This is a genomic window from Pantoea sp. RCC30.1 (genome assembly GCF_058148845.1).
In genome coordinates this window covers 101,741-127,538 of record NZ_JBXUHX010000002.1, presented here as the reverse complement: position 1 = coordinate 127,538, position 25,798 = coordinate 101,741, and the positions used below count along the sequence as shown (strand labels likewise).

General features: G+C 56.8%; 23 protein-coding genes. 14 read left to right on the top strand and 9 right to left on the bottom strand.

The features are described 5' to 3' along the window. Positions 1 to 31 precede the first annotated feature (31 nt). The 3 genes from hglS to AC2LB6_RS03095 all read left to right on the top strand — a co-directional run bounded on the left by hglS (position 32) and on the right by AC2LB6_RS03095 (position 5,206). Complete coding sequence (hglS, locus tag AC2LB6_RS03105; protein WP_490092411.1) at positions 32 to 1,375, top strand: 2-oxoadipate dioxygenase/decarboxylase HglS; 1,344 nt, start codon at positions 32 to 34, stop codon at positions 1,373 to 1,375. Positions 1,376 to 1,803: 428 nt separating this feature from the next. Continuing rightward, entirely contained in the window at positions 1,804 to 3,324 is a 1,521-nt protein-coding gene (locus tag AC2LB6_RS03100) for a carboxylesterase/lipase family protein (RefSeq protein WP_490092410.1), read from the top strand. 217 nt (positions 3,325 to 3,541) lie between these two features. After that, entirely contained in the window at positions 3,542 to 5,206 is a 1,665-nt protein-coding gene (locus AC2LB6_RS03095) for a methyl-accepting chemotaxis protein (RefSeq protein WP_490092409.1), read from the top strand. Here the strand turns inward: AC2LB6_RS03095 and AC2LB6_RS03090 are convergent. Further along, on the bottom strand, positions 5,164 to 6,045 hold the full coding sequence (locus AC2LB6_RS03090; protein ID WP_490092408.1) for a LysR substrate-binding domain-containing protein: 882 nt from the start codon (positions 6,043 to 6,045) through the stop codon (positions 5,164 to 5,166). The genes AC2LB6_RS03095 and AC2LB6_RS03090 overlap by 43 nt on opposite strands. A gap of 125 nt (positions 6,046 to 6,170) precedes the next feature. On the opposite strand from AC2LB6_RS03090, the gene AC2LB6_RS03085 reads away from it, so the two are divergent. Together AC2LB6_RS03085 and AC2LB6_RS03080 are read left to right on the top strand one after the other, a co-directional pair. Continuing rightward, positions 6,171 to 7,337: a methionine aminotransferase gene (locus tag AC2LB6_RS03085; RefSeq protein ID WP_490092407.1), complete on the top strand. Its 1,167-nt coding sequence runs from the start codon at positions 6,171 to 6,173 to the stop codon at positions 7,335 to 7,337. A 60-nt stretch (positions 7,338 to 7,397) separates the two neighbouring features. Next, the gene (locus tag AC2LB6_RS03080) at positions 7,398 to 8,174 is read left to right on the top strand and encodes a transporter substrate-binding domain-containing protein (protein WP_003853710.1); all 777 of its coding nucleotides are present in this window, start codon (positions 7,398 to 7,400) and stop codon (positions 8,172 to 8,174) included. A 36-nt stretch (positions 8,175 to 8,210) separates the two neighbouring features. On the opposite strand, the gene pepT is transcribed toward AC2LB6_RS03080, so the two are convergent. Further along, positions 8,211 to 9,437 carry a peptidase T gene (gene pepT, locus AC2LB6_RS03075; RefSeq protein WP_490092406.1) on the bottom strand — a complete coding sequence of 409 codons (1,227 nt, stop codon included), beginning with the start codon at positions 9,435 to 9,437 and terminating at the stop codon, positions 8,211 to 8,213. A gap of 127 nt (positions 9,438 to 9,564) precedes the next feature. Between pepT and AC2LB6_RS03070 the strand changes: the two genes are divergently transcribed. Then, positions 9,565 to 11,160 (top strand): ABC transporter substrate-binding protein, encoded by a 1,596-nt coding sequence (locus AC2LB6_RS03070; protein WP_490092405.1) that lies wholly within the window; start codon positions 9,565 to 9,567, stop codon positions 11,158 to 11,160. Positions 11,161 to 11,203: 43 nt separating this feature from the next. Here the strand turns inward: AC2LB6_RS03070 and AC2LB6_RS03065 are convergent, their stop codons facing one another. Beyond that, positions 11,204 to 12,118, bottom strand: coding sequence for a LysR family transcriptional regulator (locus AC2LB6_RS03065; RefSeq protein WP_490092404.1), 915 nt, complete (start codon positions 12,116 to 12,118; stop codon positions 11,204 to 11,206). 140 nt (positions 12,119 to 12,258) lie between these two features. On the opposite strand from AC2LB6_RS03065, the gene AC2LB6_RS03060 reads away from it, so the two are divergent. Continuing rightward, positions 12,259 to 13,680 (top strand): M20 family metallopeptidase, encoded by a 1,422-nt coding sequence (locus tag AC2LB6_RS03060; RefSeq protein ID WP_490092403.1) that lies wholly within the window; start codon positions 12,259 to 12,261, stop codon positions 13,678 to 13,680. Next, positions 13,677 to 14,945: an MFS transporter gene (locus AC2LB6_RS03055; protein ID WP_490092402.1), complete on the top strand. Its 1,269-nt coding sequence runs from the start codon at positions 13,677 to 13,679 to the stop codon at positions 14,943 to 14,945. Before AC2LB6_RS03060 ends, AC2LB6_RS03055 begins: the two co-directional genes overlap by 4 nt. 76 nt (positions 14,946 to 15,021) lie before the next feature. Here the strand turns inward: AC2LB6_RS03055 and aldA are convergent, their stop codons facing one another. After that, positions 15,022 to 16,458 carry an aldehyde dehydrogenase gene (gene aldA, locus AC2LB6_RS03050; protein WP_490092401.1) on the bottom strand — a complete coding sequence of 479 codons (1,437 nt, stop codon included), beginning with the start codon at positions 16,456 to 16,458 and terminating at the stop codon, positions 15,022 to 15,024. Between the two features lie 196 nt (positions 16,459 to 16,654). Between aldA and AC2LB6_RS03045 the strand changes: the two genes are divergently transcribed. Next, complete coding sequence (locus AC2LB6_RS03045) at positions 16,655 to 16,921, top strand: DksA/TraR family C4-type zinc finger protein (protein WP_490092400.1); 267 nt, start codon at positions 16,655 to 16,657, stop codon at positions 16,919 to 16,921. Between the two features lie 3 nt (positions 16,922 to 16,924). Here the strand turns inward: AC2LB6_RS03045 and AC2LB6_RS03040 are convergent, their stop codons facing one another. Beyond that, positions 16,925 to 17,023, bottom strand: coding sequence for a YoaK family small membrane protein (locus tag AC2LB6_RS03040; RefSeq protein ID WP_008925225.1), 99 nt, complete (start codon positions 17,021 to 17,023; stop codon positions 16,925 to 16,927). 43 nt (positions 17,024 to 17,066) lie between these two features. Continuing rightward, entirely contained in the window at positions 17,067 to 17,390 is a 324-nt protein-coding gene (locus AC2LB6_RS03035) for a hypothetical protein (RefSeq protein WP_490092399.1), read from the bottom strand. Positions 17,391 to 17,749: 359 nt separating this feature from the next. Between AC2LB6_RS03035 and rhaT the strand changes: the two genes are divergently transcribed. Further along, the gene (gene rhaT / locus AC2LB6_RS03030) at positions 17,750 to 18,784 is read left to right on the top strand and encodes an L-rhamnose/proton symporter RhaT (RefSeq protein ID WP_090960865.1); all 1,035 of its coding nucleotides are present in this window, start codon (positions 17,750 to 17,752) and stop codon (positions 18,782 to 18,784) included. A gap of 264 nt (positions 18,785 to 19,048) precedes the next feature. Here the strand turns inward: rhaT and rhaR are convergent, their stop codons facing one another. Together rhaR and rhaS are read right to left on the bottom strand one after the other, a co-directional pair. After that, entirely contained in the window at positions 19,049 to 19,915 is an 867-nt protein-coding gene (gene rhaR, locus AC2LB6_RS03025) for an HTH-type transcriptional activator RhaR (RefSeq protein WP_490092398.1), read from the bottom strand. Positions 19,916 to 19,926: 11 nt separating this feature from the next. After that, positions 19,927 to 20,748 (bottom strand): HTH-type transcriptional activator RhaS, encoded by an 822-nt coding sequence (gene rhaS, locus AC2LB6_RS03020; protein WP_490092397.1) that lies wholly within the window; start codon positions 20,746 to 20,748, stop codon positions 19,927 to 19,929. A 291-nt stretch (positions 20,749 to 21,039) separates the two neighbouring features. Between rhaS and rhaB the strand changes: the two genes are divergently transcribed. Genes rhaB through rhaM form a run of 4 tightly spaced genes read left to right on the top strand, consistent with a single transcriptional unit; the run spans position 21,040 to position 24,918 of the window. Next, complete coding sequence (gene rhaB / locus AC2LB6_RS03015) at positions 21,040 to 22,512, top strand: rhamnulokinase (protein ID WP_490092396.1); 1,473 nt, start codon at positions 21,040 to 21,042, stop codon at positions 22,510 to 22,512. Further along, on the top strand, positions 22,505 to 23,761 hold the full coding sequence (locus tag AC2LB6_RS03010) for an L-rhamnose isomerase (RefSeq protein ID WP_490092395.1): 1,257 nt from the start codon (positions 22,505 to 22,507) through the stop codon (positions 23,759 to 23,761). Before rhaB ends, AC2LB6_RS03010 begins: the two co-directional genes overlap by 8 nt. Positions 23,762 to 23,771: 10 nt before the next feature. Continuing rightward, positions 23,772 to 24,614: a rhamnulose-1-phosphate aldolase gene (rhaD, locus tag AC2LB6_RS03005; protein WP_490092394.1), complete on the top strand. Its 843-nt coding sequence runs from the start codon at positions 23,772 to 23,774 to the stop codon at positions 24,612 to 24,614. Then, positions 24,604 to 24,918, top strand: coding sequence for an L-rhamnose mutarotase (gene rhaM / locus AC2LB6_RS03000; RefSeq protein ID WP_419138229.1), 315 nt, complete (start codon positions 24,604 to 24,606; stop codon positions 24,916 to 24,918). Before rhaD ends, rhaM begins: the two co-directional genes overlap by 11 nt. A 34-nt stretch (positions 24,919 to 24,952) precedes the next feature. Here rhaM and AC2LB6_RS02995 read toward each other — a convergent pair whose 3' ends face one another. After that, positions 24,953 to 25,603: a TetR/AcrR family transcriptional regulator gene (locus AC2LB6_RS02995; RefSeq protein ID WP_490092393.1), complete on the bottom strand. Its 651-nt coding sequence runs from the start codon at positions 25,601 to 25,603 to the stop codon at positions 24,953 to 24,955. Between the last annotated feature and the right edge of the window lie 195 nt (positions 25,604 to 25,798).

The window sequence follows — 25,798 nt, the reverse complement described above, 5'->3', positions numbered from 1 at the left end:
GCAGCAACGCTCATGGTGTCAGGTGGATAAGATGGACAACTTTCTCAGTGCGGATCTCATCCGCACCCGTTTCTCTCAGGCGATGTCAGTCATGTATCAGCAGGAAGTGCCACAATATGGCACGCTGATGCAGCTGGTAGCGACCGTCAACGATCGCGCGCTGGAAGCGGATATCGCGCTGAAAGATCGCCTCACGGCCGCCGATGAAATCGGCCGACTTAACCTGGAGCGTCACGGTGCGATCCGCGTGGGCACGGCAGAGGAATTAGCCACACTGCGGCGGCTGTTTGCGGTGATGGGGATGCATCCGGTGGGCTATTACGATCTTTCGCAGGCGGGTGTCCCCGTTCATTCCACGGCGTTCCGGCCGGTGAGCGATGCGGCGCTGCGACGCAATCCCTTCCGGGTCTTCACCTCGCTGTTACGTCCTGAACTGATCGACGATCAGGTGCTGCGCGAAAAAGCGGCGGAGATTCTTGCTGCGCGCGACATTTTCACTCCCCGTTGCCGGGAGCTGCTGGAACTGCATCAGCAGCAGGGCGGATTATCTGACGAGCAGGCCACTGAATTTGTTATTGAAGCACTGGAAACCTTCCGCTGGCACGCCCACAGCAGCGTGGACAGTCAGACCTATCAGGCGCTGAACCAGCAGCATCGGCTGATTGCGGATGTGGTCTGCTTCCCCGGCTGCCATATCAACCATCTCACGCCGCGCACGCTGGATATCGACCGCGTCCAGCAACTGATGCCGTCGCGCGGTATCGATCCGAAAACCCTGATCGAGGGACCGCCGCGTCGTCAGGTGCCGATTCTGTTACGTCAGACCAGTTTCAAAGCGCTGGAAGAGCCGATCATCTTTAAGGATGGGCATCAGGGAACCCACACGGCGCGTTTCGGTGAAATTGAGCAGCGCGGTGTAGCGCTGACGCCTGCAGGACGCGCGCTCTACGATCGGTTGCTGAGCGAGGCGGGCAGCGGTCAGGATAACCAGCAGCATCAGCAACATCTGGCGGCAATTTTCCGTGACTTTCCCGACGACGAGACCACGCTGCGGCAGCAGGCACTGGCCTGGTTCCATTATCGCCTGAGTGAAAAGGGCATCGCCACGCCACCGGCTCTGGGTGAATCGCTGGAGACGCTCATCAAAGAAGGGCGTGTGGTGGCCGATCCCATCACCTATGAAGATTTCCTGCCCGTCAGCGCAGCAGGTATTTTTCAGTCCAACCTCGGCGATCGGGCGCAGGTCCGTTCGGCAGGACAGTCAAGCCGCCAGGCGTTTGAAGCCGCGCTGGGCGCCGCCGTACTGGATGAGATGGCCTTATATGAAGAACGGCAGCAGCGCTCCCTGGCGCAGTGCGGCCTGCGTCCGGCCTGAGTTATTTGCGGGTAACGCTTCCGTTGCCCGCAACGCATTCTCTGCGCCAGCCCCGCAAAGCCGATGGCCCTGAAGCAGAGCAGCCACAGGTATTAGCTGAGAGTCACTAAAAAAGCCGACGCTTTACCCACCAGCGCAGGTTTACCCGCGTAAGTATCTTGATCCGTTAGCACACGGACTGATTTAGTGCAGCAAAAACGCCCAGAATGACAGCTGAACGATGCTCTCACGTACGCTGACCGTCTGTTAACCCATTGCTGAGTGATAAACGACGTTAAAGCATCACCGTAACCGACGCTCTCAACCTGTTGATGAGTCTGTTCACGCCTGCCTCTCTCTCTTCGGCATATTCTGCAAATCCCTCCCGTACCTGGACAATGCTGGCGGGCCTGCAAATAATGGAGATACGTTTGAACAGGGAAACAGGAATGAAAAACGAAACAGGTCTGAGGATCATGACTGCTGAGGGGGAGTTGCGTGGATGCATGGACGATGACCTTTTCGTATTCAAAGGCATACCTTATGCGGCGGCACCGCTTGGCGCATTGCGCTGGCGTCCGCCTCAGCCGGTCTCACCCTGGACGCAGGTGCGCGACGCGACCGCATTCGGGGCGTCCGGCTGGCAAAACCGGACTTACTGCCAGGCGGTAGGCGGTGGCGATCCCGGTGAGTTCAGTGAAGATTGCCTCTACCTGAATGTCTGGACACCTGATGTCGAGCCGTCAACGCCGCTGCCGGTGATGGTCTGGCTGCACGGCGGTGGCTACACCATCGGCGCGGGCGGGCTGGCACCTTACAGCGGTAAGCCGCTGGCGTCACGCGGCGCGGTGGTGGTCACGCTCAACTACCGGCTCGGTCATCTCGGCTTCTTCTCTCATCCGTCCCTTGACGCTGAGTATCCTGCTGCGGGTACGGTGAACAACTTTGGTCTGCTCGATCAGATTGCCGCACTGCAGTGGGTGCAGCGTAACATTCCTGCTTTCGGTGGTGACCGCCGCAATGTGACTCTGTTCGGTGAATCCTCTGGTGCGCGCAGCGTGCTATCCCTGTGCTGTTCGCCGCTGGCAGAAGGGCTGTTTCATAAAGGGATCGTACAGAGCGCCTATAGCCTGCCGGACACGCCGCTGAAAAAAGCGCGTCAGCAGGGCGTGGCGGTGGCCCGACATTTCGGCCTGCCGTCCGATGCCAGCGCGGATGCGTTGCGCGCACTGCCCGCCGATGCCTTCTGGTCGCTGGAAGGGCCACTGGCGACCCCGCCGGTACCGATTGCCGGTGATGCCGTCCTGCCCGAGCCGATGCTGAAAACCTTTATGGCAGGCAAACAGCACCGTCTGCCGCTGATGGCGGGCAGTAACAGCGATGAAGCCAGCGTGCTGGACTATTTTGGCGTGGACACTACCGCAGTATTGCATCAGCTGCGTGCTAAAAATCGTCTCACTTACCGGACGCTGAAATGGATTTATGACATCCATGACGATCAGCGGCTGGGACGTGCGGTGGCGCGTGACATGGCCTTCAGTCTTGTGCCGTGGCTGGTGATGCGGGCGCAGCACAATGCCGGAATGCCCGGCTGGCGCTACTGGTTTGATTATGTCTCTGAGCATGCCCGCGATCTCTATCCGCACGGCACCTGGCACGGCAACGAAGTGCCTTATGTCCTGAACACGCTGAGTCAGATGCCCGATCCTAATGAAGCGCGGCCATTCAGCGAGGCCGATCGGGCATTTGCCGCGCGGGTCAGCGCATACTGGTTTACCTTTGCCCGGGATGCCACGGAGTATAAGCACCAGCTTGAGGGCGAGGTCATCTGGCCAGCCTGGCATCCCGGCAGCGACGTGACAATGTCACTCGGCGATAATCGAAAGAGCGGACTGGTTCTGAAGCGAAACTTTATGCGTGCCCGCATGCGTCTCTTCCGGCTGCTAATGACGCGGATGGTCAGGCTTTAAGCAGTCGATGAAGGTTAGGCTGCTAACAATTAAGTTGTGCGAATGAAACTTTTTTGCGTATTAAATTTTAATCAATTGTATTTGTTACATTTTATCTTAAATCATCATGTTTGACGCTGTAAATTAATAGGTAACAAAACAGTTACATTTTCATTATCGCATGCCGATAAATCTCCTATGCCCGACGCTTGCGGGTCAACGTGTATAGGATTTTGGTATGGGAATGCTCAAAAATTTTACCATTCGTGCAGTGATGCTCACGATTCTGGGGCTGTTTTGCCTACTGTGGAGCGGCGTCGGGCTGTATAGCATCCACTCGCTTGGCGCGCTTAGCGAAGGCAACGAGGTTGACCGTCATCTGGTTGAGCAAATGACGGTGCTGAGCAAAGGCAACGATCAATATTTTCGTGTCATTACGCGTTTATCCCGCGTGATGGAAGGCAAAGCGGCGGGTAAAGCGCTGACCGATGAGGCTTATGCCCCGGTGCAGCAGGCGCTGGATGGTATGACACAGCAACTGGCACGCTTTAAACAGCTGGCGCCCGGTCCGATGAACCCGGAAGTGGTGGATAGCGTAATTCAGACCTGGCAAAAACTGCTGGATGAGGGCGTGACCCCACAGTTGCAGCTGGCCCGTCAGGCAACACCTGATGCCTATCGCCAGCAGGCAAATAACGTCACTCCGCCACTCAGCCGTGCCTTTGGCGTCAGCGCAGAGAAATTCAGCCAGGGCGCAGCTCAAAAACTTGATACCACACGTGTGGAAGTTGATCACCTCACCGCGATGACCAAAACGATTATCACCATCACGGTGATTATCGGCCTGTTCATTCTGCTGTTCACTGACCGTTATCTGGTCGCGATGCTGGTCCGGCCGCTGGAAATCATTCGCACCCACTTTGCGGTGATCGCCACGGGCGACCTTAGCCAGCCGGTATCCGATTTCGGTCGCAACTGCGTGGGTAAACTGGTACCGCTGCTGAGCGCCATGCAGGACAGCCTGCGTGAAGCAGTCAGCGCCATTCGCAGCGGCACTGAGAACATCTCGCGCGGTGCGGCAGAGATCTCCGCCGGTAATAATGACCTCTCTTCACGTACCGAAGAGCAGGCCGCTGCGCTGGAGCAGACTGCGGCCAGCATGGAGCAACTGACGGCGACAGTGAAATTCAACGCCGACAACGCGCGTCAGGCGAGTCTGCTGGCAGAAACCGCTACTACTACAGCACAACGTGGCGGCCAGCTGGTCAGCGAAGTGGTCACCACTATGGATGGCATCTCTGGGAGCTCGAAGAAAATTGCTGAAATCACCAACGTGATTAACAGCATCGCCTTCCAGACTAATATCCTGGCGCTGAACGCCGCGGTGGAAGCGGCACGTGCTGGCGAACAGGGTCGTGGCTTTGCGGTCGTGGCATCTGAAGTGCGCAATTTGGCGCAGCGCAGCGCCAACGCGGCAAAAGAGATCGCGACGCTGATAGAAGAGTCCGTACAGCGCGTGGATAAAGGCGCCGAGCTGGTGAACACCACTGGCGGCACAATGAAAAATATTCTGAAATCGGTACAGGATGTAGATGCGATCATGAAACAAATCGCGTCTGCCTCAGAAGAGCAGAGCAAAGGCATTTCTCAGGTGGGAACGGCCGTCACCGAAATGGACAGCGTGACGCAGCAGAACGCCTCACTGGTTGAGGAGGTCTCCGCCGCAGCGAGCGCGCTGGCACTACAGACGGAAGCGCTGCAGGCCTCTGTATCGAAATTCCGTCTCTCCAGTGATCGCAAGAGCGCGCCTGCTATCAGTAATAAACCTGCCGCACCAAAAGCCACAGTGCTGAGTGCGCCTCAGGCCAAACCTGCTGACAATGGCGACTGGGTCACCTTCTGATCCCTGCAAAGCCACGCCACCAGTTCCGCCAGGAACGGTGGCGCATCCCGCGCAGGCCGTTGCAGTAAACTGTAAACGGCACCGGTTTTGACCTCGCCAGCGAACGGCTTAATCAGTCTGCCGCTGGCAATATCACTCTCCACCAGATTGCTGTCGGCAATCGCCACGCCAAACCCCTGAATCGCTGCACTAATCGCTAAGTCCATTGTGGCAAAATGCTGATTCCGCTTCATGCTCAGCGTCACCTGCTGCGCCTGCAGCCAGCACTGCCAGTCACGCGTATCCGCCGTGGGATGCAAAAAGGTCATTGCGGCCAGCGCCGCCGTCGAGTCCGGGCAGGGCTGATCTGCAGCCATCACCGGCGTCAGCGACTCACTGAACAGGCAGATCCCCTCAGGATGCGGCTTGCCATAAACAATCGCCGCATCAAAGTTCTCAAGCTGCGCAGCATGATCCAGCGTCGTCGTCAGGGCCACATGCAGTTCAGGCCGCTGTTGTTCCAGCGCCATCAGCCGGGGCACCAGCCAGCGCATCGCGCAGGTCGGGGCTTTCAGGCGAATGCTGACCTGACTGCGGCGAACCCTTTCACTGGCCTGCACCATCAGTTCATAACCCTGACTGAGTTCGGGCAGCAGCGCGGCGCCCTGAGGTGTCAGGCGCAGACCGCGCGCGTGGCGGTCAAACAGCGTCACGCCCAGCCACTGCTCCAGCGCGGTAATCTTGCGACTGACGGCGCCCTGGGTCAGGCACAGCTCGCGGGCAGCGTGGGTCAGATTGAGGTGACGGGCGGTCACCAGAAAGGCGTGAATGGCATTAAGCGGCAGCGATAAGCGCGACACGATGAACCTCAGCTATGCATTTTTTTCATGGCTATTATGACGACATTTCGCTTGTCGACTCAAGTCACAGCCCGTTGAATAGTTATTTACCGCATCTGGTCGGTTATGCCCCTGACGGAGAGAATATGTCCCTGAAAACGCCTGTCGCTATCCACTCAAAATTGCCGGACGTCGGCACCACTATTTTTAGCGTGATTGGCCAGCTCTCGGCGCAGCATCAGGCGATCAACCTGTCGCAGGGCGCGCCCAATTTTCCCTGTGATCCGGCGCTGGTCGATTCAGTCAGTCGGGCGATGCAGCAGGGGCATAATCAGTATGCCGCCATGATGGGACTGCCCGCCTTACGCGAGGCGCTCGCCAGCAAAGTGCAGGCGCTCTATGGCCAGAAATATGATGCTGCCAGTGAAGTGCTCATTACCGGCAGCGCCAGCCAGGGACTCTATATGGCGATTACCGCGCTGGTTCATCAGGGCGACGAGGTGATCTTCTTTGAACCGGCGTTTGACAGTTATGCGCCAGTGGTGCGGTTGCAGGGCGGTACGCCGATAGGCCTGAAGTTGCAGGTGCCGTCGTTTGCTATCGACTGGGATCAGCTGCGGGCCGCGATCACGCCGCGCACCCGTATGATCATCATTAATACGCCGCACAACCCCAGTGCGCAGGTGCTCACCCCCGATGACCTCAATCAGCTGGCGGCCCTGATTCGTAATACCGACATCGTGGTACTTTCCGATGAGGTTTACGAACATATTCTGTTTGATGGCCGTCCGCACTGCGGGATGGCGTCGCATCCGGAGCTGGCGGCGCGCAGCGTCATCGTCTCTTCGTTTGGCAAAACCTTCCACGTCACCGGGTGGCGGGTAGGCTACTGTCTGGCACCGGCAGAGCTGATGACCGAGCTGGTGAAAGTGCATCAGTTTATGATGTACGCCGCCGATACGCCGATGCAGGTTGGGTTCGCACACTATCTGCAAACGCCGCAGAACTATCTGTCGCTCAACGCTTTCTATCAGCAGAAGCGCGAGCGGCTGATTGCCCTGATGCAGAACGCCCCATTCCGGCTGCTGCCGAGCGCCGGTTCGTTCTTTATGCTCGCCAGCTATGGACATTTCAGTGACGAACCGGACAGCGAAATGGTAAAACGTCTTATCGTCGATCACGGTGTGGCAACCATCCCGCTGTCGGCGTTTTATATGGATGGCACAGACAACAAATTGATTCGTCTCTCTTTTGCGAAAGACGAGGCGACACTAGAGGCTGGCGCGGCTGCGCTATGTGCTTTTTCTCACTGAATCACGCCACCACGTGAGGCAGCACCGGGAACAGGTAACCAGGACTTTTCGGGGTAAATAATGAAGAAACTGAACGCGCTTTTTCTTGCTCTGGGCATGATGACATCGGTACAGGCACTGGCACAGGATTTACGTTACGGCGTGGAGTCACAATATCCGCCGTTTGAAAGTCGCAATGCAAAGGGTGAACTGGAAGGCTTTGATATTGAGCTGGGCAATGCCATCTGTAAAGCGGGCAACTTCAGCTGCCACTGGGTCGAGAGCAGCTTTGATGCGCTGATCCCGGCACTGCAGGCGAAGAAATTCGACGCCATTAACTCGGCGATGAACATCACCGAAGCGCGCGCCAAAAGCATCGCGTTCACTCAGCCGATCTACCGGATTCCGACCATGTTAGTGGCGAAAAACGGCGAAAATCTGGCACCGACCGCCGACAGTCTGAAAGGCAAAAACATCGGGGTGTTACAGGGATCGATTCAGGAAACCTATGCGAAAAAGCACTGGGAGACGCAGGGCGTGACGGTCACTTCCTATCAGGATCAGAACCAGGTCTACAACGACATGGTCGCGGGCCGCCTTGATGGGACGCTGGTGATGTCCGCTGCCGGTCAGTCGGGCTTCCTTGATAAGCCACAGGGCAAAGGCTTTGGCTTTGTCGGCAAGCCAGTCGAAGATGACGCGATTCTCGGCTCAGGCATCGGCTATGGCCTGCGCAAAGATGACGCGCAGCTGAAGCAGTCACTGGATGCGGCAATCGCCAAAGTGCAGGGCGATGGCACCATTAAAAAGCTGGCTGAAAAATACTTCCCAGGGATTGATGTCAGCGCGAAACCCTAATCGCAATCGGGCGCGTCATGCGCCCGATTATCGTGCTTAACCTGCTGCCAGATAACAGAGTTTCTCTGCCACCTGATAGGACTTCACAAACGACGTAATCGGCAGAAACTCGAAACGTGAATGGAAGTTATGCGCGCCGGTAAAGAAGTTCGGCGTCAGCAACCCTTTGGCTGACAGCGCCGCGCCGTCCGTGCCGCCACGCATCGGAATCACCTTCGGCTCAATCTCCAGTGCGGCAAAGGCATTGAAGATCAGATCTATCGCGCGACGATCCTCACCCAAAGCATTGCTGATATTGCTGTAGATATCACTGATGGTGATGCTCACCTCGCCAGTCGGGTAACGCGCCGCAAGATCCTCAGCTGCCTGTTGCAACTGCTGCTTACGCGCCGCGAAGCTGGTCAGGTCAAAATCACGGATTGAGGCCTTCAGCGTTGCGTTACTGGCGTTGGCGTGAATCTCATTAAACCAGATATAGCCTTCACGACCTTCGGTGTGCTCCGGTGTCTGCTTACGATCAAACAGGCTGATGTAGTCATGGGCCATGAGCAGCGGATTGACCAGCACGCCTTTACCCGACATCGGATGCGCCGGAACGCCGGTAAACACAATCTCTGCAGCGGCAGCATTGAAGTTTTCATACACCACTTCGCCCAGTTCGCAGCAGTCGATGGTCCAGGCGAAATCGACATTAAAACGCGTTTCCAGATCGAGTGCTTTCGCACCGCGCAGGCCAATCTCTTCGTCCGGCACAAAGGCGACCACGATGTCGCCATGATCGCCTTTCAGGTTCGCCATCAGCGTCATCACGACGGTCACCGCCGCTTTGTTGTCCGCGCCCAGCACGCTGGTGCCGTCACTGAAGATCACCTGCTGACCCACATAGGGCGCGATCTCCGGATGTTCATCGCGGCGCAGCCAGATATCCTGCTCTTCATTCAGACAGAGATCGTCACCCTGCCAGGTGAGGATCTGTGGGTGGATATCGGGCGACAAACCGACATCGACGGTATCAATGTGCGTAATAAATCCAATGCGCGGCGCATCGGGACGGTTGCCACGTTTCACCGCCGTCACCGTGGCATGTTCATCAATCACCACCTCATCCAGCCCTAAGGCGCGCAACTCCTCCGCCAGCAGTTCCGCCATGGCGTGCTGGCTCGGCGTGCTGGGCAGAGTAGTGGACCTGGCATCGCTCTGACTGCTGACGGCGAGGTAACGGAAAAAACGTTCGATGAGTTGCGACTCAAGTTTGTCTGTCATCACTATTCCTTATTAGTCAGCCACAGGCGGGGTTCGCTATGGTGCCGAATCGTGCTATCAATGAAGCATCTGAATGATTCATTTAGATATTGTGATCACCGGAAGTCAATACAAAGCGAGGATGATAATGAAAATCAAGATAGCCACCTTAGCGCTTGTTACGGCTGGGATAGCGCTGGCTGGCAGCGTTAACGCCAAAACGCTGGTCTTCTGTTCTGAGGGATCGCCAGAGAATTTTAACCCGCAGCTCTATACCTCCGGAACCAGTGTTGACGCCAGTGCGGTGCCGGTCTTTAACCGGCTGGTGGACTTCACGCCCGGCACCACCAATCTGGTGCCCAGTCTGGCAGAAAGCTGGGAGATCAGCCCGGATGGCACGGTTTACACCTTCCATCTGCGCAAAAACGTGAAGTTTCAGAGTAATAAAGCCTTCAAATCCAGCCGCGACTTCAACGCCGATGATGTGATCTTCTCCTTCATGCGCCAGATGGACCCGAAAAATCCCTACCACAATGTCTCTGGCGGCACCTATTCCAACTTCGAAAGCCTGGAACTCTCCACGCTGATTAAAAGTATTGACCGGGTTGATGACCATACTGTGCGCTTCACGCTCGCCCATCCGGAAGCGCCTTTCCTTGCCGATCTCGCCTGGTATTTCGCCTCGATTCACTCGGCAGAATACGCAGATGCGATGCTGAAAGCAGGAACGCCGGAGAAGGTCGATATGAACCCGATTGGCACCGGCCCGTTTGAGCTGGTGCAGTACCAGAAAGATTCCCGCATCCTCTACAAAGCGTTCCCGGACTACTGGCAGGGCAAAGCGAAACTCGATCGGCTGGTATTCAGCATTACGCCGGATGCCTCCGTGCGCTATGCCAAGCTGGAGAAAAACGAGTGCCAGGTGATGCCATTTCCGAACCCCGCCGATCTGGAAAAAATGCGCGCCAACCCGGATATCACTCTGGAACAGAAGGCGGGCCTGAACACCGGCTTCCTGGCGTTCAACACCACCAAAGCGCCTACCGACAACGTCAAAGTGCGCCAGGCGCTGGCAATGGCAATCAACAAACCGGCGATCATCGAGGCGATATTTAAAGGCACCGGCACGGTGGCGAAAAATATTCTGCCGCCGGGTGTCTGGAGCGCCGACAAAGATCTGAAAGATTACGACTACGATCCAGAGAAGGCCAAAGCCCTGTTGCAACAGGCGGGTGTGAAACCGGGCACCGAAATTGCGCTCTGGGCGATGCCGGTTCAGCGGCCTTACAACCCGAATGCGCGCCGCATGGCGGAGATGATTCAGTCGGACTGGGCTAAAGTCGGCATCAAAGCCAATATCGTCAGCTATGAGTGGGGCGAATACCTGAAACGTGTACGCAGCGGCGAGCATCAGGCGGCGCTGATGGGCTGGACCACCGCGACCGGCGATCCCGACAACTTCTTCGGCCCGCTTTACAGTTGTACCTCCGCACAGGGCGGTTCCAACTCCTCAAAATGGTGCTACCAGCCGTTTGAGAAGTTAATCACCGAAGCCCGCGCCGAGCCGGATCAGGGCAAACGCACCGCGCTCTATCTGCAGGCGCAGCAGATAATGCATGATCAGATGCCGGCCGTGATGATTGCGCACTCCACCATCTTTGAGCCGGTACGCAAATCGGTCAGCGGTTATCAGGTCGACCCGTTCGGAAAACATATTTTCTATCAGGTTGATATTAAGCAGTAACCCGTGGCAGTTAACTTCAATGGCCCGCGCATCAGTGGGCCCTTCATCCCATCCTCACCTGCTGATCCATCTCTGTCAGCCGCTGTTGCAAAAACTGCAGAAACAGTGTCAGTGCCGCGTTGCGCTGACGGCCCGACACCGTCTGAAGCTGCAACGTCCGCTGACTCAACTGATCCACCCCCATCGACCGCAACACCAGATTTTGCGCATCGCGCTCAAACAACAGCGTAAAGGCGCTACAGATGGTCACCGCCTGCGGCGTATGCAGCAAAAAGTGATAAAGCGTAGCGAAATAGTCGCAGGTCAGCACCGGCTCCACCACGCAGTCATTCATCTGACAGGAAAGATCAAACAGCTGCCGGACGGTGGTGTGATGGCCCGGCAGCGCCAGCGGCCAGCGATGCAGATCGCCCAGCGTCACCTCACGTGACGCCAGCGGATGTGACTCATGCATCGCCAGCAACACCGGTGCGGGCCACGAACCAAGCACCTCAACGCTGCGCTCCGGCTGCAGACTAAACTGCAGCGCCACATCGCATTCACCCGCCCTGACACAGGCCGCTACGCCCTGCGAGTGCGTCACGTTAATCGCAAACAGTGCGCCGGGATTCGCCAGTCGAAACTCCGCCAGCAGGCCAGGCAACAGACTAAACGCCATCCCATCCGTGCAGGCGATGCGGATCAGGCTGCGGCGTACCGCTTTCAACCCCTTAATCTCCGCCAGCGCATACTCCATATCGAGCTGACTCTTACGTACGTGATGCGCAAAAATCTCACCTGCCTCATTCAGCACCATGCCGCGCGCATGACGCTCAAACAGCGGCACCCCGACCTGTGCCTCCAGCCGCTGAATCTGACGACTGATTGCCGACACCGCGACAAACAGTTGCTCACTGGCGGCGCTCAGCGAGCCGTTCTCAACGACCGCCAGGAAATAGCGGATCTCGCTGCTTATCATGGTCACTCCGGTAAAACGCATCATAAAAGGGCAGTGATGGGTTGCTTTAAAAGCAATGCTCACTCGATAAATTGATAATTGTGGCAAAGAGAGAAGTTTGTCAAAGATAAAGCACGATAAAAAAAACAGACAGGGCAAACATGACAGAGCAACAGGCAGTTGACCAGGCGATGCACTATTTCGATAGCGGTGAGTTTCAGCAACTGCTGGCACGGCGCGTTGCCTGCGTGACCGAAAGCCAGCACGCCAGCAGAAAGGCGGAGCTTGACCACTATCTGCAGCAGGAAATTGGCCCGCAACTGGCGAAAATGGGATTCATGCTTCACCCGTTTGACAATCCGCAGCCCGGCAGCCCGCCATTTCTGATCGCCACTCGCATTGAAGATCCGTTAAAACCGACACTGCTCTGCTACGGCCACGGTGATGTGGTGTTCGGCGACGATGAAAACTGGCGCGAAGGCTTATCGCCCTGGCAACTTACTGCCGAAGACGATCGCCTGTATGGACGCGGCAGCGCGGACAACAAAGGACAGCACTGCGTTAATCTCGCGGCGCTGGAGCAGGTGTGGCAGGCGCGTGGTGGAAAACTGGGCTTTAACTGCAAAATCCTGTTTGAAATGGGCGAAGAGATCAGTTCACCGGGGCTGGCGGCGATCTGCCAGCAGCAGCAGGCGCTATTAAAGGCCGATCTCTTTATCGCCTCTGATGGCCCACGACTCAACGCAGTGCGACCCACGCTGTTCCTGGGTTCGCGAGGCGCGGCGAACTTTCGTCTGACTATTCAGGCGCGTGACAACGCCTATCACTCCGGCAACTGGGGTGGACTGCTCACTAATCCCGGCACCCAGCTGGCCAATGCGATCGCCTGCCTGGTGAATGCGCAGGGCGTATTGCAGGTCGCTGCGCTGAAACCGGACTCGTTGACCGACGCGGTGCGCGCCATCCTCAGTGATATTGAGGTAGGCGGTATGCCGGGCGACCCGGCGCTGGCAGAAGGCTGGGGCGAGCCGGGCCTGACGCCTGCAGAGCGACTTTATGGCTGGAACACGCTGGAGGTGCTGGCGTTTGAAACCGGCAATCCAGCACGTCCGATGAACGCCATTCCGGGCAGCGCCACGGCGGTATGTCAGCTGCGATTTGTGGTCGGCACTGACTGGGAAAATCTGGTGCAGCACGTTGAAAGTCATCTGCGTCAGCACGGCTTCGATAACGTCAGTGTGGAATTTCTGCGCGGTTCACCGGCGACACGACTTGATCCGCAGGATCCGCTGGTGGCCTGGTCGCTGGATACGCTGGCCCGCAGCAGCGGTAAAAAACCGGCGCTGTTGCCCAATCTCGGCGGTTCACTGCCGAATGAAGTCTTCGCCAATATCCTCGGCCTGCCGACGCTGTGGGTGCCGCATTCCTATCCCGCCTGCGGTCAGCACGGCGTCAACGAACATATGCTCAACTCCATTGCACGCGAAGGCCTGGCGATTATGACGCGGCTCTTCTGGCAACTGGGCGAAGAGGGCGAACAGCTGATGACGCGCCACCATCAGTGGCGGAGAGGTGAACAATGAGTCGCATTACGCAGACGACCTCGCAGGTGAAACCGAGCCTGCACAAAACGCTATTCGCCACCTGCATCGGCAACGCGCTGGAGTGGTTCGACATCGCGGTTTATGGCTTTTTCGCCAGCTACATCGCGCACGTCTTCTTTCCGGTCAGCGATCCGTCGGTGTCGCTGTTACTGACCTTTGGCAGCTTTGGTATCTCCTTTCTGATCCGTCCTCTGGGTGCCATTGTGCTGGGCAACTATGCCGACCGTCATGGCCGCAAAAAGGCGCTGCTGCTATCGATTAACCTGATGATGCTGGGCGGGGCGATCATTACGTTTATGCCGGGTTACGCCACTATCGGTCTGGCAGCACCGCTGCTGATCATCCTGGCGCGTCTGATTCAGGGTTTCTCTGCCGGGGGCGAATTTGGCAGTTCCACCGCCTTCCTGGTGGAGCACTTTCCTGAGCGCAAAGCCTTTATCGCCAGCTGGCAATTCGCCACTCAGGGTGCCAGCACACTGATGGCATCGGCATTCGGGCTGGGGCTGACCCACTGGCTGAGCGAAAGTGATATTCAGGCGTGGGGATGGCGCATCCCGTTTGCCTTTGGCCTGCTGATTGGCCCGCTGGGGATCTACATTCGCCGTCATGTGCAGGAACCCGCCAGCTTTGCCTTGCAGGAAAAGGAATCCGCACCGCTGAAGACGCTGTTCGGGCGGCAGAAAGCGCTGATCACCCTGGCGATTGGCGTGATGGTGATTTCGACCGCAGTAAACTACATGCTCAACTACATACCGACCTACGCCACCAAAACGCTGCATCTGCCGGGATCGGTGGCTTTCACCGCCACCCTGATCGCGGGAATTATTCTGACGGTGGTGACGCCCATTATGGGATTGTGGGCGGAGCGGATTGGCCGGTTGCCGCTGATGTGGGGATCGCTGCTGCTGCTGATGGCGACCATCTATCCTGCTTTCAAATGGATGGTCGATCACACCACGCCTGCCACGCTGATTCTGCTGGTCGCCTGGATGGCGCTGCTGAAGTCGGTCTATTTCTCGACGGTACCGTCGGTGATGGCGGATCTCTTCCCGTCGACCACGCGTGCCAGCGGTATGGCGATCAGTTACAACGTGGCCGTGACGGTATTTGGCGGGTTTGCGCCGCTGATTTGCAGCATGCTGATTGCTGCTACCGGCAGCAGTCTGGCGCCAGGCTATTACCTGATGGCGGTGGCGGTACTGAGTGGCATCGCGCTGCTGCGCTGCAGTAAGCGGGTGGCATAGCAAAATGGGCCGGTTAGCTGGCCCATTTTGTTACTGACAAAGTCAGGAATGGGAAGCGGTAAGATCGAGCCTGCGCTTAACTGAACTGCAGGTAAGCAACATGGGTCTGCAGAAACTCCTCCAGACCATGTTTCCCATCGGCACCGCCGATACCCGACTTACGCCATCCGGCATGAAAACCCTGCATCGCCTCGAAGTTCTCACGATTAACATAGGTCTCGCCGAACTTCAGCTTCCGCAGCGCAGTCATCGTGGTATTGAGATCCCGGGTATAAATCGAGGAGGTCAGCCCATATTCGCAGTCGTTAGCCAGCGCGATCGCCTCATCCAGCGTTTTGAAGGTCATCACCGGCAGCACCGGGCCAAAAATCTCCTCCTGCATAATCGCCATCTCCTGACGCACATGGGTTAGCAGCGTAGGCTGAAAGAAGAAGCCCTTATCCCCGGCGCGCTTGCCGCCCAGCACCACGTTAGCCCCGGCGGCGACCGCATCCGCCACTTTCTGCTCAACCCGATCCCGGGCTGCGGCTGTAATCAGCGGCCCCATGTCGATATCGCTGAGTTCGGCCGGATCGCCAAATGTCACCTGCTGAAACGCGGTGGTCAGCGCGCGGATAAAACGATCGTAAATACCTTCCTGCACATAGACCCGCTCTGCGCAGTTACAGACCTGGCCGCTGTTAATCATCCGCGAACTGACAATTGCCCGCACCGCCAGATCGAGATCCGCATCATCCATCACGATGGCGGGGGCTTTGCCGCCCAGTTCCAGCGACACTTTTGTGACGTTTTTAGCGGCGGCTTCCATGGTGGCGATACCTGCTCCGACGCTGCCGGTCAGGCTCACCAGCCCGACTTTTGGGTTTGCTGCCAGTTCCTGTCCCACTTCCGGCCCCAGTCCATAGACAATGTTGATCACGCCCGCAGGCAGGCCAATCTTTTGAATGATGTCGGCAAACAGGGCCGCATTATTCGGCGTCAGCTCACTGGGTTTAATCACGATGGTGTTGCCGGTGATCAGGGCAGGCGCCGCTTTGCGGGCAATAAGAAAGAAAGGGAAGTTCCACGGCAAAATCCCGGTGGTGACCCCTATTGCCTTTTTAAACAGGAAGATATTTTCGTTGGGGCGGTCGCTGTTAATGATCTCGCCTTCATAACGCCGCGCCCACTCTGCCATGTAATCGTGATAGTCAGCAGTAAACAGCACCTCCGTCTTCGCCAGTCCTTGCGTTTTGCCGCCCTCAGCCACGATGGTTGCCGTTAGTTCCGGCTCGCGGTCACGGATGGCGGTGGCGATTTTGTGCAGCCATAGACCGCGTTCAACCGCGGGCAGCGCTTCCCATCCCGGCTGAGCCGCCTCTGCGGCGTCGATGGCAAGGCAGGCATCCTGACGAGTGCCTTCGGGAATACGTGACAGTAGTGCCTCAGTGGCAGGATTGATCACCTCAATCCACTGGTCACCCTGATGGGCGGCGAACCCGCCATTAATGTAATGTTGATGATGTGTTGTCATTCGCTTAGCTCTCCGCTATCGATACGTTGCAGTAATGTAATAGCAGGGTGAAACAGAATGCTCAGCGTGACCTTTGGCCTATTGCCAGCTTGCAAGTCCGGCTGGCAGCCAATCACAGATATCGGTGAGTTCTGCGGCAAAAACGTCAATCTGTTGTAGATTTAAAGGAGTAAAGTCGTGAAAAAGGGGTTAAATAATGGCAAGCGGATGGGCGGCAGAAGGCGCAGTACAGGAACAGATTGATAGCACCGTTAACGACGGAATCGAGCGGGTAAGACAATCAATCGGGCAGGGTGAAAGCTCCACCGAATGTGAACTTTGCGGCGAACCGATTCCGGAAGCGCGTCGTCAGGCGCTGAAAGGGGTGCACTACTGCGTGACGTGTCAGGAAAAAATCGATAAACAGCAGCAGACCAGCAGCTTGTATAATCGTCGGGGCAGTAAAGATAGTCAGCTGCGCTAACGCTCAGGAGCCTGGCATCGCCAGGCCGCTGCCAATAAACCACGCCAGAAAGCCCACGCCCGCCACGATGATGGCGATCGGAAACAGAATTCCAATTCTCATATTCAACCTGCTGCAAACAGCGATTTCAGGGGCCACGATCTTATCATGAGATCTGGAGGACTGCGCGGTGGGTTTTCAGCAGGGTAAAGAGCTGGAACTGTGTGGCATCGTTCTCCTCTCGCAACACCTCGCCTTTTTTATAAAGAATATGACGCACATGGCCGAGCTGACGCCAGACCACAATCGCTGAGGCGATAAGCGCACAATGTTTCTCCGCCTGCAGACATTCAATGGTGGCGTAGTGCGTTTCATCCATGCCATTCACAAACACCTTTATCGCCTCTGCGGGTAATATCGCCCGCAGATCATCCAGCATCACCCGGCTGACTGACTGCGAAAGAAACAGTGTTAACCACTTTGATGTCATCCCAATCCCTGAATTAATTAATTTTCCCCAGTTTATACGGCCTTGCCCGCGTTAATAAAAGGCTTCTTTGCAGATTTGCCACCATACCAGCATCAATGGCAGCCAGATCAGAATTGTGCTGGGCCACACGGCAGAACGGTGAAAAATAGTGAATAATAAGGGAGTTAGCTAATTAATGGTCCGATTTTACAACAACTGTGAAATTGTGATCCCTGACGGGAATAACGGTCAGAAATTGCCACTTCGCTCCGGCTTCCGGCATTTATCCAAAGGCTGAGGAATTCCTGCAAAACGTAGACTGCCTGCTGAGCGGAAGCAGACAGGTTTCCGACAGGCCTCAACCTAACCGGGGAATAACAATGAACAGTGCCATTATTGCGGGTATCTTCTGGCATTTTGTCGGAGCTGCCAGCGCCGCGTGCTTTTACGCGCCTTTTAAGCAGGTGAAAAGATGGTCATGGGAAACTATGTGGTCGATTGGCGGCCTGATGTCGTGGCTGATCCTGCCATGGGCGGTGAGTGCCATTTTGCTACCGGACTTTATGGCCTATTACAGCAGTTTTACGCTGTCGCAGCTGACGCCGGTATTCCTGTTTGGCGCGATGTGGGGCATAGGCAATATCAACTACGGCCTGACCATGCGCTATCTCGGGATGTCGATGGGCATCGGTATCGCGATTGGTATTACCCTTGTGGTCGGCACGCTGATGACACCGCTGTTACAGGGGCGCTTTGGTGAGCTGTTCGCCTCGGCGGGTGGCCGGTTAACGCTGCTGGGCGTGCTGGTAGCGCTGATTGGCGTCGGGATTGTGTCACGCGCCGGGCTGTTAAAGGAGCGCGCGCTGGGGATTAACGCGGAAGAGTTTAATCTCAGGAAGGGACTGGTGCTGGCGGTGATGTGCGGCATTTTCTCGGCCGGTATGTCGTTTGCGATGGATGCGGCTAAACCGATGCATCAGGCCGCCGCTAATCTCGGCATCGATCCGCTTTATGTGGCTTTACCCAGCTACGTGATCATCATGGGCGGCGGGGCGCTGGTTAATCTGGCCTTCTGCTTCTGGCGGCTGGCCACCCGGCCAGAGCTGTCGGTGCGTAAAGACTTCTCCGTCGGGAAGTCGCTGCTGATTGCTAATACGGCTTTTGCCGTGCTCGGCGGCACCATGTGGTATCTGCAGTTCTTTTTCTACGCCTGGGGTCATGCCCGCATCCCGGCGCAGTATGACTATGTCAGCTGGATGCTGCACATGAGCCTTTACGTTCTGTGTGGGGGGCTGGTAGGCCTGCTGATGAAAGAGTGGAAGTCAGCGGGACGTCGCCCGGTGAGCGTATTATCTATCGGCTGTGTGGTGATTATCATTGCCGCCAATATCGTTGGTCTGGGTATGGCGGCCTGAGTGCTAATGCAGGTACTGTCTTTGTTTAGAACGGGCCTGCTAAGCAGGCCCGTTGCGTTAGCTGACCAGCGGTGAGGGCGAGCCCGCTTAGGGAGCACGGTCAGATCGGGAAACCGCAAAAGCCGCCATCCCTGGCACGCCTGGCGTTTTTGTCCATGTCGCGGGATGCTTTCATCTTCTGACCGTCTTCATGCGCTTTTTGGCTGATTTATTGCTGCTAATTTTGTGCAGTTAATGGCTCGTCGGCCTCAACCCAAGCCCGCTTTATTCAGACTCGGCACTCTTAATCGTCTGCCGTGGCGCAATAAAACGCTGACGCCAGGCGCTGGGCGTTAAACCGGTATCACGGGTGAAGACCACCGAGAAATAGTTACTGTCATCAAAGCCGCAGCGGGCGGCGACCTCACTAATCAGACAATCCTGGGTGCGCAGCAGATATTTAGCCTGACAGAGTTGCAGCTGACGCAGGTAATGACCAATGGTCATACCGGTCTGCTGACGGAAAAGCTGCCTTAGTGCCCGCTCGCTAAGCTGATTCTGCTGACAAAACGCTGCCAGATCGAAGGGGCGGGCAATCGCGCCCTGTAAGGCTGACATCAGCAGATCCAGCTGTTCGCCCTCTGGCAACGCCCACGGACGGTCGGCGGCATAGCCGTGACGACGCAGGATCAGCGCCAGCTGTAAAAAAAGCGCTTCTGACAGCTGAACCGACAGCGGATCGCTTTTACGGCTCTCACGCTCCAGCTGGCTGATCACGCCCCGGGCCAGCGCCATCCCTCGCGTGGTCAGCCGCCAGCAGCCCGGAACATCCGTGCCCTGTTGCGGCAGCAGCTGATTCCAGTCAAGGGCAAGACCAAAGCGGTCACGGCAGTAGAGGATGTTATCCAGCACCAGATCGTTAACGCTGTCGTAGCTATGGCAGTCACTGTCGCGGATATAAAAAACGTCGCCACAGGTAATCAGCCAGGGGCGATCGTTGAGGACGTGCAGGCCATTGCCGCGCCAGACAATCACGATTTCACTGAACTCGTGTCGGTGCGGCGGGAAAGAGGGTTGTGGCATCCTTTCGGCTACCGCCACCGGCAGAGTAGCGGCGGGAAAATAGTCATCCCGACTGAGTATCAACGCCATGTTCGACTCCTTTACATCATCTGCTGGCGCTCCGCTCGCGGTGCGCAGCCAAATTCGCGCCTGAACAGGGTTGAGAAATGGTTGCTGTCACCAAATCCACACTGGAAGGCGATATCAGTAATACGCATATCACTGTGACGCAGCAGATGACGAGCCTGCAAAAGCCGCAAACGGTTCAGATAGCGCTGCGGCGTACTGCCGGTCTGCTGTTTCATCTGCCGATGCAGAGTACGCAGAGAGAGCGAAAAGCGATCGGCCAGCTCATCCCAGACGATCTCGTCACTGTAATGATCACCCAGCCAGTCGAGCAGGCGATGCAGTCGCGCCTCCTGGTCCTGACTCTGTCCATCAATGCACGTTTCACGCAACAGCACCAGCAACTGTAAAAAAAGCTGTTCCTGCCGCGCCTGCTTTTCCAGCGACCAGGCATCATCGGGCTGCATCTGCGCCGCCACGCTCAACGCCTGCGCCATCACTTTTTGATTGATGCGCCAGTGAGAGCTGTATTGCCCATCCTGATCGCTGGGCAATAAAGCCTGCAGCCCGGAGAGAAAACGAAACGCGCCGGGGCTGCGATAAAGCACGTTGGTCAGGCAAAGATTATCGGTCTGCTCATAGAGATGACGATCGTGATCGCGAACAAAGCAGACACAACCTGCGCAGAGCGTTTGTGGCTGACCATTAAACACATGAATGCCGGAGCCTTGCTCAACCAGCACAATCTCATGGAAATCATGATGATGTTCCGGAAAGGCTGCCTGCGGTATCCGGGGTTCAATCGCTATCGCGTAATCGCCTTCGGGGAAGAAATCCGCACTGTGCAATATGGTCATGATCTTCTCTCGCTGATTAACAAAACCGTAACGCAGTCTAATCAGCACGTCGTCACCTTACCTTGAAATTTCAGCCTGACTCAGCAGGAATCCTGCTGATTTTTCAAGAAATCCTCAGCAGTTAACAGTTTTGCGGCAGGGGTCACATCCTCCTCACTGCTGCCTCTGTGATCTCTCTCACGAAGTTCTTTGCAAGTCTGCCAGGGCTGATTCGCCGCTGGCACTCCGGGGAAGGTGTTAAAGCGGCAAGGTTTTTACTCTGTGACCACTTAATCACAGGGAATTCTCGCCATGACCAGGAGAAACATTGTTGCTATCGATCTCGGCGCATCCAGCGGACGGGTCATGCTCGCCCGCTGGGATGCCGCACAGCGCCAGCTCGCACTGCGTGAGGTCCGGCGCTTTAAAAACAGGCGGCAGCGTTGTGCCGGTTATGACTGCTGGGATCTGACGATGCTGGAGCAGGAGATTCGAGCCGGGCTGAGTCAGTTAGATCAAGAAGGGATCGTGCCGGACAGTATCGGGATCGATACCTGGGGCGTGGACATGGTGCTGCTGGATGCACAGGGCGAGCCGGTGGGTGAGGCGGTCAGCTACCGCGATGCGCGCACCCATGGCCTGATGGAGCAGGCACAGCAGGAACTGAGCCGCAGTGCCATCTACGCCCGAACCGGCATTCAGTTTCTGCCGTTCAACACGCTCTATCAAATGCGCGCCCTGCATCAGCAGCAACCCGACTGGCAGGCCCGCGTGGCGCATGCGCTGATGATCCCGGACTACCTGTATTATCGCCTGACCGGCAAGCTCAACTGGGAATACACCAACGCCACCACCACGCAGATGCTTAATATTCACAGCGGCGAGTGGGATCGTGATTTGCTCGCCTGGGCGGGGGTTGATGCGCAGTGGTTCGGACAGCCGCAGGCTCCGGGCAATACCGTCGGCCACTGGATCACTAGTGCGGGCATCCCGGTTCCGGTGATCGCCGTCGCCACACATGACACGGCCAGCGCCGTGCTGGCAACGCCGCTGATGCAGGAGGATGCCGCCTATCTCAGCTCCGGAACCTGGTCGCTGATGGGCTTTGAAAGTCTTCAACCCTATGCCAGCGACGCTGCGCTGCGCGCCAATATCACCAATGAGGGCGGCGCAGAAGGCTACCGGGTACTGAAAAACATCATGGGCTTATGGCTGTTGCAGCGCATCTGCGGCGAACTGCAAATTGACGATCTCAGCGCGCTGATTGAAGAGACGGCCCGCCAGCCTGCCTGTGAGTCACTGATCAATCCCAACGATGCCCGCTTTATCAATCCCGACAGCATGGTCAATGAGATTCAGAATGCCTGCGCAGAACAGGGTATGCCAGTTCCGCAGTCTGCCGCTGCGCTGGCGCGCTGCATTTTTGACAGCCTGGCGCTGCTCTACCGCGAAGTCATTCACGAACTGGCCGCGCTGCGCGGCAAGGATTTCAGCCAGCTGCATGTGGTGGGCGGCGGCAGCCAGAACCGTTTTCTTAATCAGCTCTGCGCCGATGCCTGCCAGATTCCAGTCCTGGCCGGTCCGGTTGAAGCCTCCACGCTGGGTAACGTCGGTTGCCAGCTGATTGCGCTGGGCGAACTCATCGATGTGGCTGATTTCCGCTGCAGCGTCATCAACAACTTCCCACTCGAAAAATTCGAACCGCAAACTCACAGCGTCTTCGGTGCCAGTCAGGCACGCTTCACGACGCTGAGTCAACCCGCTAAGGAACCCGCTTATGACTAAGCAGATTGAACAGGCTTTTGAACTGGCTAAACAACGCTACGCCGACATTGGGGTTGATGTTGAACAGGCTATCCGTCAGCTGGACCGCATCCCGGTCTCGATGCACTGCTGGCAGGGGGATGATGTCCGGGGATTTGAGAATCCACAGGGCGCATTAACCGGCGGTATTCAGGCGACGGGTGACTATCCAGGGCGGGCAAGGAATGCCAGTGAATTACGCAGTGATATCGACAAGGCAATGTCGCTGATCCCCGGCGCAAAACGCCTGAACCTGCACGCCATTTATCTGGAAAGCGATAAGCCTGTAGATCGGGATGCCATTGAACCTGCCCATTTCGCCAACTGGGTCGCCTGGGCCAAAGAGCATAATTTAGGGCTCGATTTTAACCCCAGCTGCTTCTCGCATCCGATGAGCGCTGACGGCTTTACGCTGTCGCACAGTGATAAAACCGTGCGTCAGTTCTGGATCGATCACTGCAAAGCCAGTCGCCGCATCTCCGCGTATTTTGGTGAGCAACTGGGGACGCCGTCAGTGATGAATATCTGGGTGCCGGATGGCATGAAAGATATCACCGTGGATCGGCTTGCTCCGCGTCAGCGTCTGATGAGCGCGCTGGATGAGGTCATCTCAGAAAAACTCAACCCGCAGCATCATATCGATGCGGTAGAGAGCAAGCTGTTTGGCATTGGTGCAGAGAGCTATACCGTGGGCTCTAATGAGTTTTATCTCGGTTACGCAGCCAGCCGCCAGACGGCGCTTTGCCTGGATGCGGGGCATTTCCATCCTACCGAAGTGATCTCCGACAAAATTTCTGCCGCCATGCTCTATGTGCCACGCCTGCTGCTGCACGTCAGCCGTCCGGTGCGCTGGGACAGCGACCATGTGGTGCTGCTGGATGATGAAACCCAGGCAATCGCCAGTGAAATCGTCCGCCACCAGCTGTTCGGCAAAGTGCACATCGGACTCGACTTTTTTGACGCCTCGATCAACCGGATTGCCGCCTGGGTTATCGGCACGCGTAATACCAAAAAAGCGCTGCTGCGTGCCTTGCTGGAGCCGACCGACCGTTTGCGTCAGGCTGAAAACAGCGGTGATTACACCGCGCGTCTGGCCCTGCTGGAAGAGCAAAAATCGCTGCCTTGGCAGGCGGTATGGGAAGCCTGGTGCCTGCGCCATGACGTCCCGGCGGATGCCAGCTGGTTAGGCGATGTCCGTCATTATGAACAACAGATCTTGAGCCAACGTTAAGGATTTCACTATGCAAAGCATTCTTTCTTCCGGGTTTGTTAAGGGAATGGTCAAAGCGACCAGCGACATGTGGCTGAAGGGCTGGGACGAACGTAATGGCGGCAACGTCAGCCTGCGTCTGCTGGAGGAGGAGGTCAAACCCTTTGCCGCCGACTTCTGCAAAGCGCCGCGCTGCATTGAGCTGACACAACCCGCACCAGAACTGGCGAACGACTGGTTTCTGGTGACCGGATCAGGGAAATTCATGCGCAACGTCCAGCTGGATCCGGCGGATTGCCTGGCGCTGCTGCAGGTCGATGACAAAGGTCTTTCTTATAAAATTCACTGGGGGCTGTCGAATGGGGGCTTGCCCACGTCCGAGCTGGCGTCACACTTTCAGTCTCATGCGGTGCGTAAAGTGGTCAGCAAGGGCGCAGATAGGGTGATCATGCACTGTCACGCCACCAACTTTATGGCCCTGAGCTATGTGGTGGAGATGGATTCTGCCCGCTTCACCCGCCTGTTGTGGGAAGGCAGCACCGAATGTCTGGTGGTCTTCCCCGATGGCGTAGGTGTTTTGCCCTGGATGGTGCCTGGCACCGATGAAATTGGCACCGCAACAGCCGGTCAGATGCAGTCGCACACCCTGGTGATGTGGCCGTTCCACGGCGTCTTTGGTACAGGCCCGACGCTCGATGAGACTTTTGGTCTGATAGACACAGCGGAGAAATCGTCCGAAGTGATCGTCAAAGTGCTGTCGATGGGTGGGATTCGCCAGAGCATAACGACAGAACAACTGGTCGCGCTGGGTGAGCGCTTCGGCGTGAAGCCGTGGCAACAGGCGCTGGATGTGGGACCGGCTAATGCTGCGTAAAGCCTTTGTTATGCAGGTGAATGCCGACTGTCATGCGGAGTATGAGCGTCGCCACTCACCGATCTGGCCTGAACTGGCCGAAACCCTGAAAGCGCACGGCGCGCACAACTATGCCATCTGGCTGGATGCCGAACGGCATCTTCTGTTCGCCAGCGTTGAGATTGAATCAGAGGAGCGCTGGAACGCGGTGGCAAAGACAGAGGTGTGTCAGCGCTGGTGGGCCTCAATGAAAGATCTGATGCCATCGAATGCGGATAACAGCCCAATCAGTCAGCCGTTGAAACCGGTTTTCTTTCTGGAATAGAAGAGTATCAGGGCGGCAACGCCGCCCTGATACTCTACCGCTTAGCCTGACACAGGCCGGTCAGCGTCGGCCACATCGCCATCAGCGTATCAATAATGCTCTCCAGATCGTCTCGATCCACACCTTCACGCGCCCGCACCGACATGCCCTGCAGCATACAACCCAGATATCGGGACAGCGCCGGAATGTTCACGGACGCACTCAGTTCGCCACGCTGCTGACGCGCCAGCAGAAAATCTCTTAATACATGCTCCTGCGACTGATGCTGCTGGTGCAGCATGGTGGCAATCTCTTTCGACGCCGCCGACAGGGCGGTTGAGGTGCAGATAAAGAAACAACCGCCGGGAGAGTCGCGTTCGGTAAAACAGGCTGCGGTGGCGCGGAAATAGCCTTCAATCGCGCGATCCACCGGTAACTGGTCATCGCCTAACGCCGCTTCACGCCATGCGCTGAACTTCTCCACATAGCGCTCCATTGCCGCGCGAAACAGCCCCTCTTTATTCACAAACTCTGCGTAAAGGGTCGGCGCTTTAGCACCGGTTGCGGCGACAAGATCGGACAAAGAGGTGCCCTCATAACCGTGTGTCCAGAACAGAGTCAGTGCTTTATCGAGCGCAGCTTCGCGATCGAACACTTTGGGTCGGCCACGGCATTTCTTAACATCGTAATCCTGAACCTGACTCATACACCCTCACTGACAGTAAAACACCCTATTAAATTACCGATCATTATAAAAATGTGCAAGGGCCGCTATGGATGTCGCCAGCAGGGGTTGCCATTTTGTGCGCCAGCGCAATCTAACCGCCCCTATGGTTAAGTCTGAAAAGGGGGTGAAGCCCATAATCACGCCACTTCGCGATTAAAATAACGCTCATTAAAT

Excerpts from the sequence above, each read along its gene's own strand:
- AC2LB6_RS03095 (WP_490092409.1), top strand. The coding sequence starts at position 3,542 with ATGGGAATGCTCAAAAATTTTACCATTCGTGCAGTGATGCTCACGATT.
- AC2LB6_RS03080 (WP_003853710.1), top strand. The coding sequence starts at position 7,398 with ATGAAGAAACTGAACGCGCTTTTTCTTGCTCTGGGCATGATGACATCG.
- hglS (WP_490092411.1), top strand. The coding sequence starts at position 32 with ATGGACAACTTTCTCAGTGCGGATCTCATCCGCACCCGTTTCTCTCAG.
- rhaM (WP_419138229.1), top strand. The coding sequence starts at position 24,604 with ATGCTGCGTAAAGCCTTTGTTATGCAGGTGAATGCCGACTGTCATGCG.
- AC2LB6_RS02995 (WP_490092393.1), bottom strand. The coding sequence starts at position 25,603 with ATGAGTCAGGTTCAGGATTACGATGTTAAGAAATGCCGTGGCCGACCC.
- rhaD (WP_490092394.1), top strand. The coding sequence starts at position 23,772 with ATGCAAAGCATTCTTTCTTCCGGGTTTGTTAAGGGAATGGTCAAAGCG.
- rhaT (WP_090960865.1), top strand. The coding sequence starts at position 17,750 with ATGAACAGTGCCATTATTGCGGGTATCTTCTGGCATTTTGTCGGAGCT.
- AC2LB6_RS03035 (WP_490092399.1), bottom strand. The coding sequence starts at position 17,390 with ATGACATCAAAGTGGTTAACACTGTTTCTTTCGCAGTCAGTCAGCCGG.
- AC2LB6_RS03100 (WP_490092410.1), top strand. The coding sequence starts at position 1,804 with ATGAAAAACGAAACAGGTCTGAGGATCATGACTGCTGAGGGGGAGTTG.
- rhaR (WP_490092398.1), bottom strand. The coding sequence starts at position 19,915 with ATGGCGTTGATACTCAGTCGGGATGACTATTTTCCCGCCGCTACTCTG.
- aldA (WP_490092401.1), bottom strand. The coding sequence starts at position 16,458 with ATGACAACACATCATCAACATTACATTAATGGCGGGTTCGCCGCCCAT.
- AC2LB6_RS03045 (WP_490092400.1), top strand. The coding sequence starts at position 16,655 with ATGGCAAGCGGATGGGCGGCAGAAGGCGCAGTACAGGAACAGATTGAT.
- AC2LB6_RS03065 (WP_490092404.1), bottom strand. The coding sequence starts at position 12,118 with ATGATAAGCAGCGAGATCCGCTATTTCCTGGCGGTCGTTGAGAACGGC.
- AC2LB6_RS03010 (WP_490092395.1), top strand. The coding sequence starts at position 22,505 with ATGACTAAGCAGATTGAACAGGCTTTTGAACTGGCTAAACAACGCTAC.
- AC2LB6_RS03055 (WP_490092402.1), top strand. The coding sequence starts at position 13,677 with ATGAGTCGCATTACGCAGACGACCTCGCAGGTGAAACCGAGCCTGCAC.
- AC2LB6_RS03060 (WP_490092403.1), top strand. The coding sequence starts at position 12,259 with ATGACAGAGCAACAGGCAGTTGACCAGGCGATGCACTATTTCGATAGC.
- AC2LB6_RS03040 (WP_008925225.1), bottom strand. The coding sequence starts at position 17,023 with ATGAGAATTGGAATTCTGTTTCCGATCGCCATCATCGTGGCGGGCGTG.
- AC2LB6_RS03085 (WP_490092407.1), top strand. The coding sequence starts at position 6,171 with ATGTCCCTGAAAACGCCTGTCGCTATCCACTCAAAATTGCCGGACGTC.
- pepT (WP_490092406.1), bottom strand. The coding sequence starts at position 9,437 with ATGACAGACAAACTTGAGTCGCAACTCATCGAACGTTTTTTCCGTTAC.
- rhaB (WP_490092396.1), top strand. The coding sequence starts at position 21,040 with ATGACCAGGAGAAACATTGTTGCTATCGATCTCGGCGCATCCAGCGGA.
- AC2LB6_RS03070 (WP_490092405.1), top strand. The coding sequence starts at position 9,565 with ATGAAAATCAAGATAGCCACCTTAGCGCTTGTTACGGCTGGGATAGCG.
- rhaS (WP_490092397.1), bottom strand. The coding sequence starts at position 20,748 with ATGACCATATTGCACAGTGCGGATTTCTTCCCCGAAGGCGATTACGCG.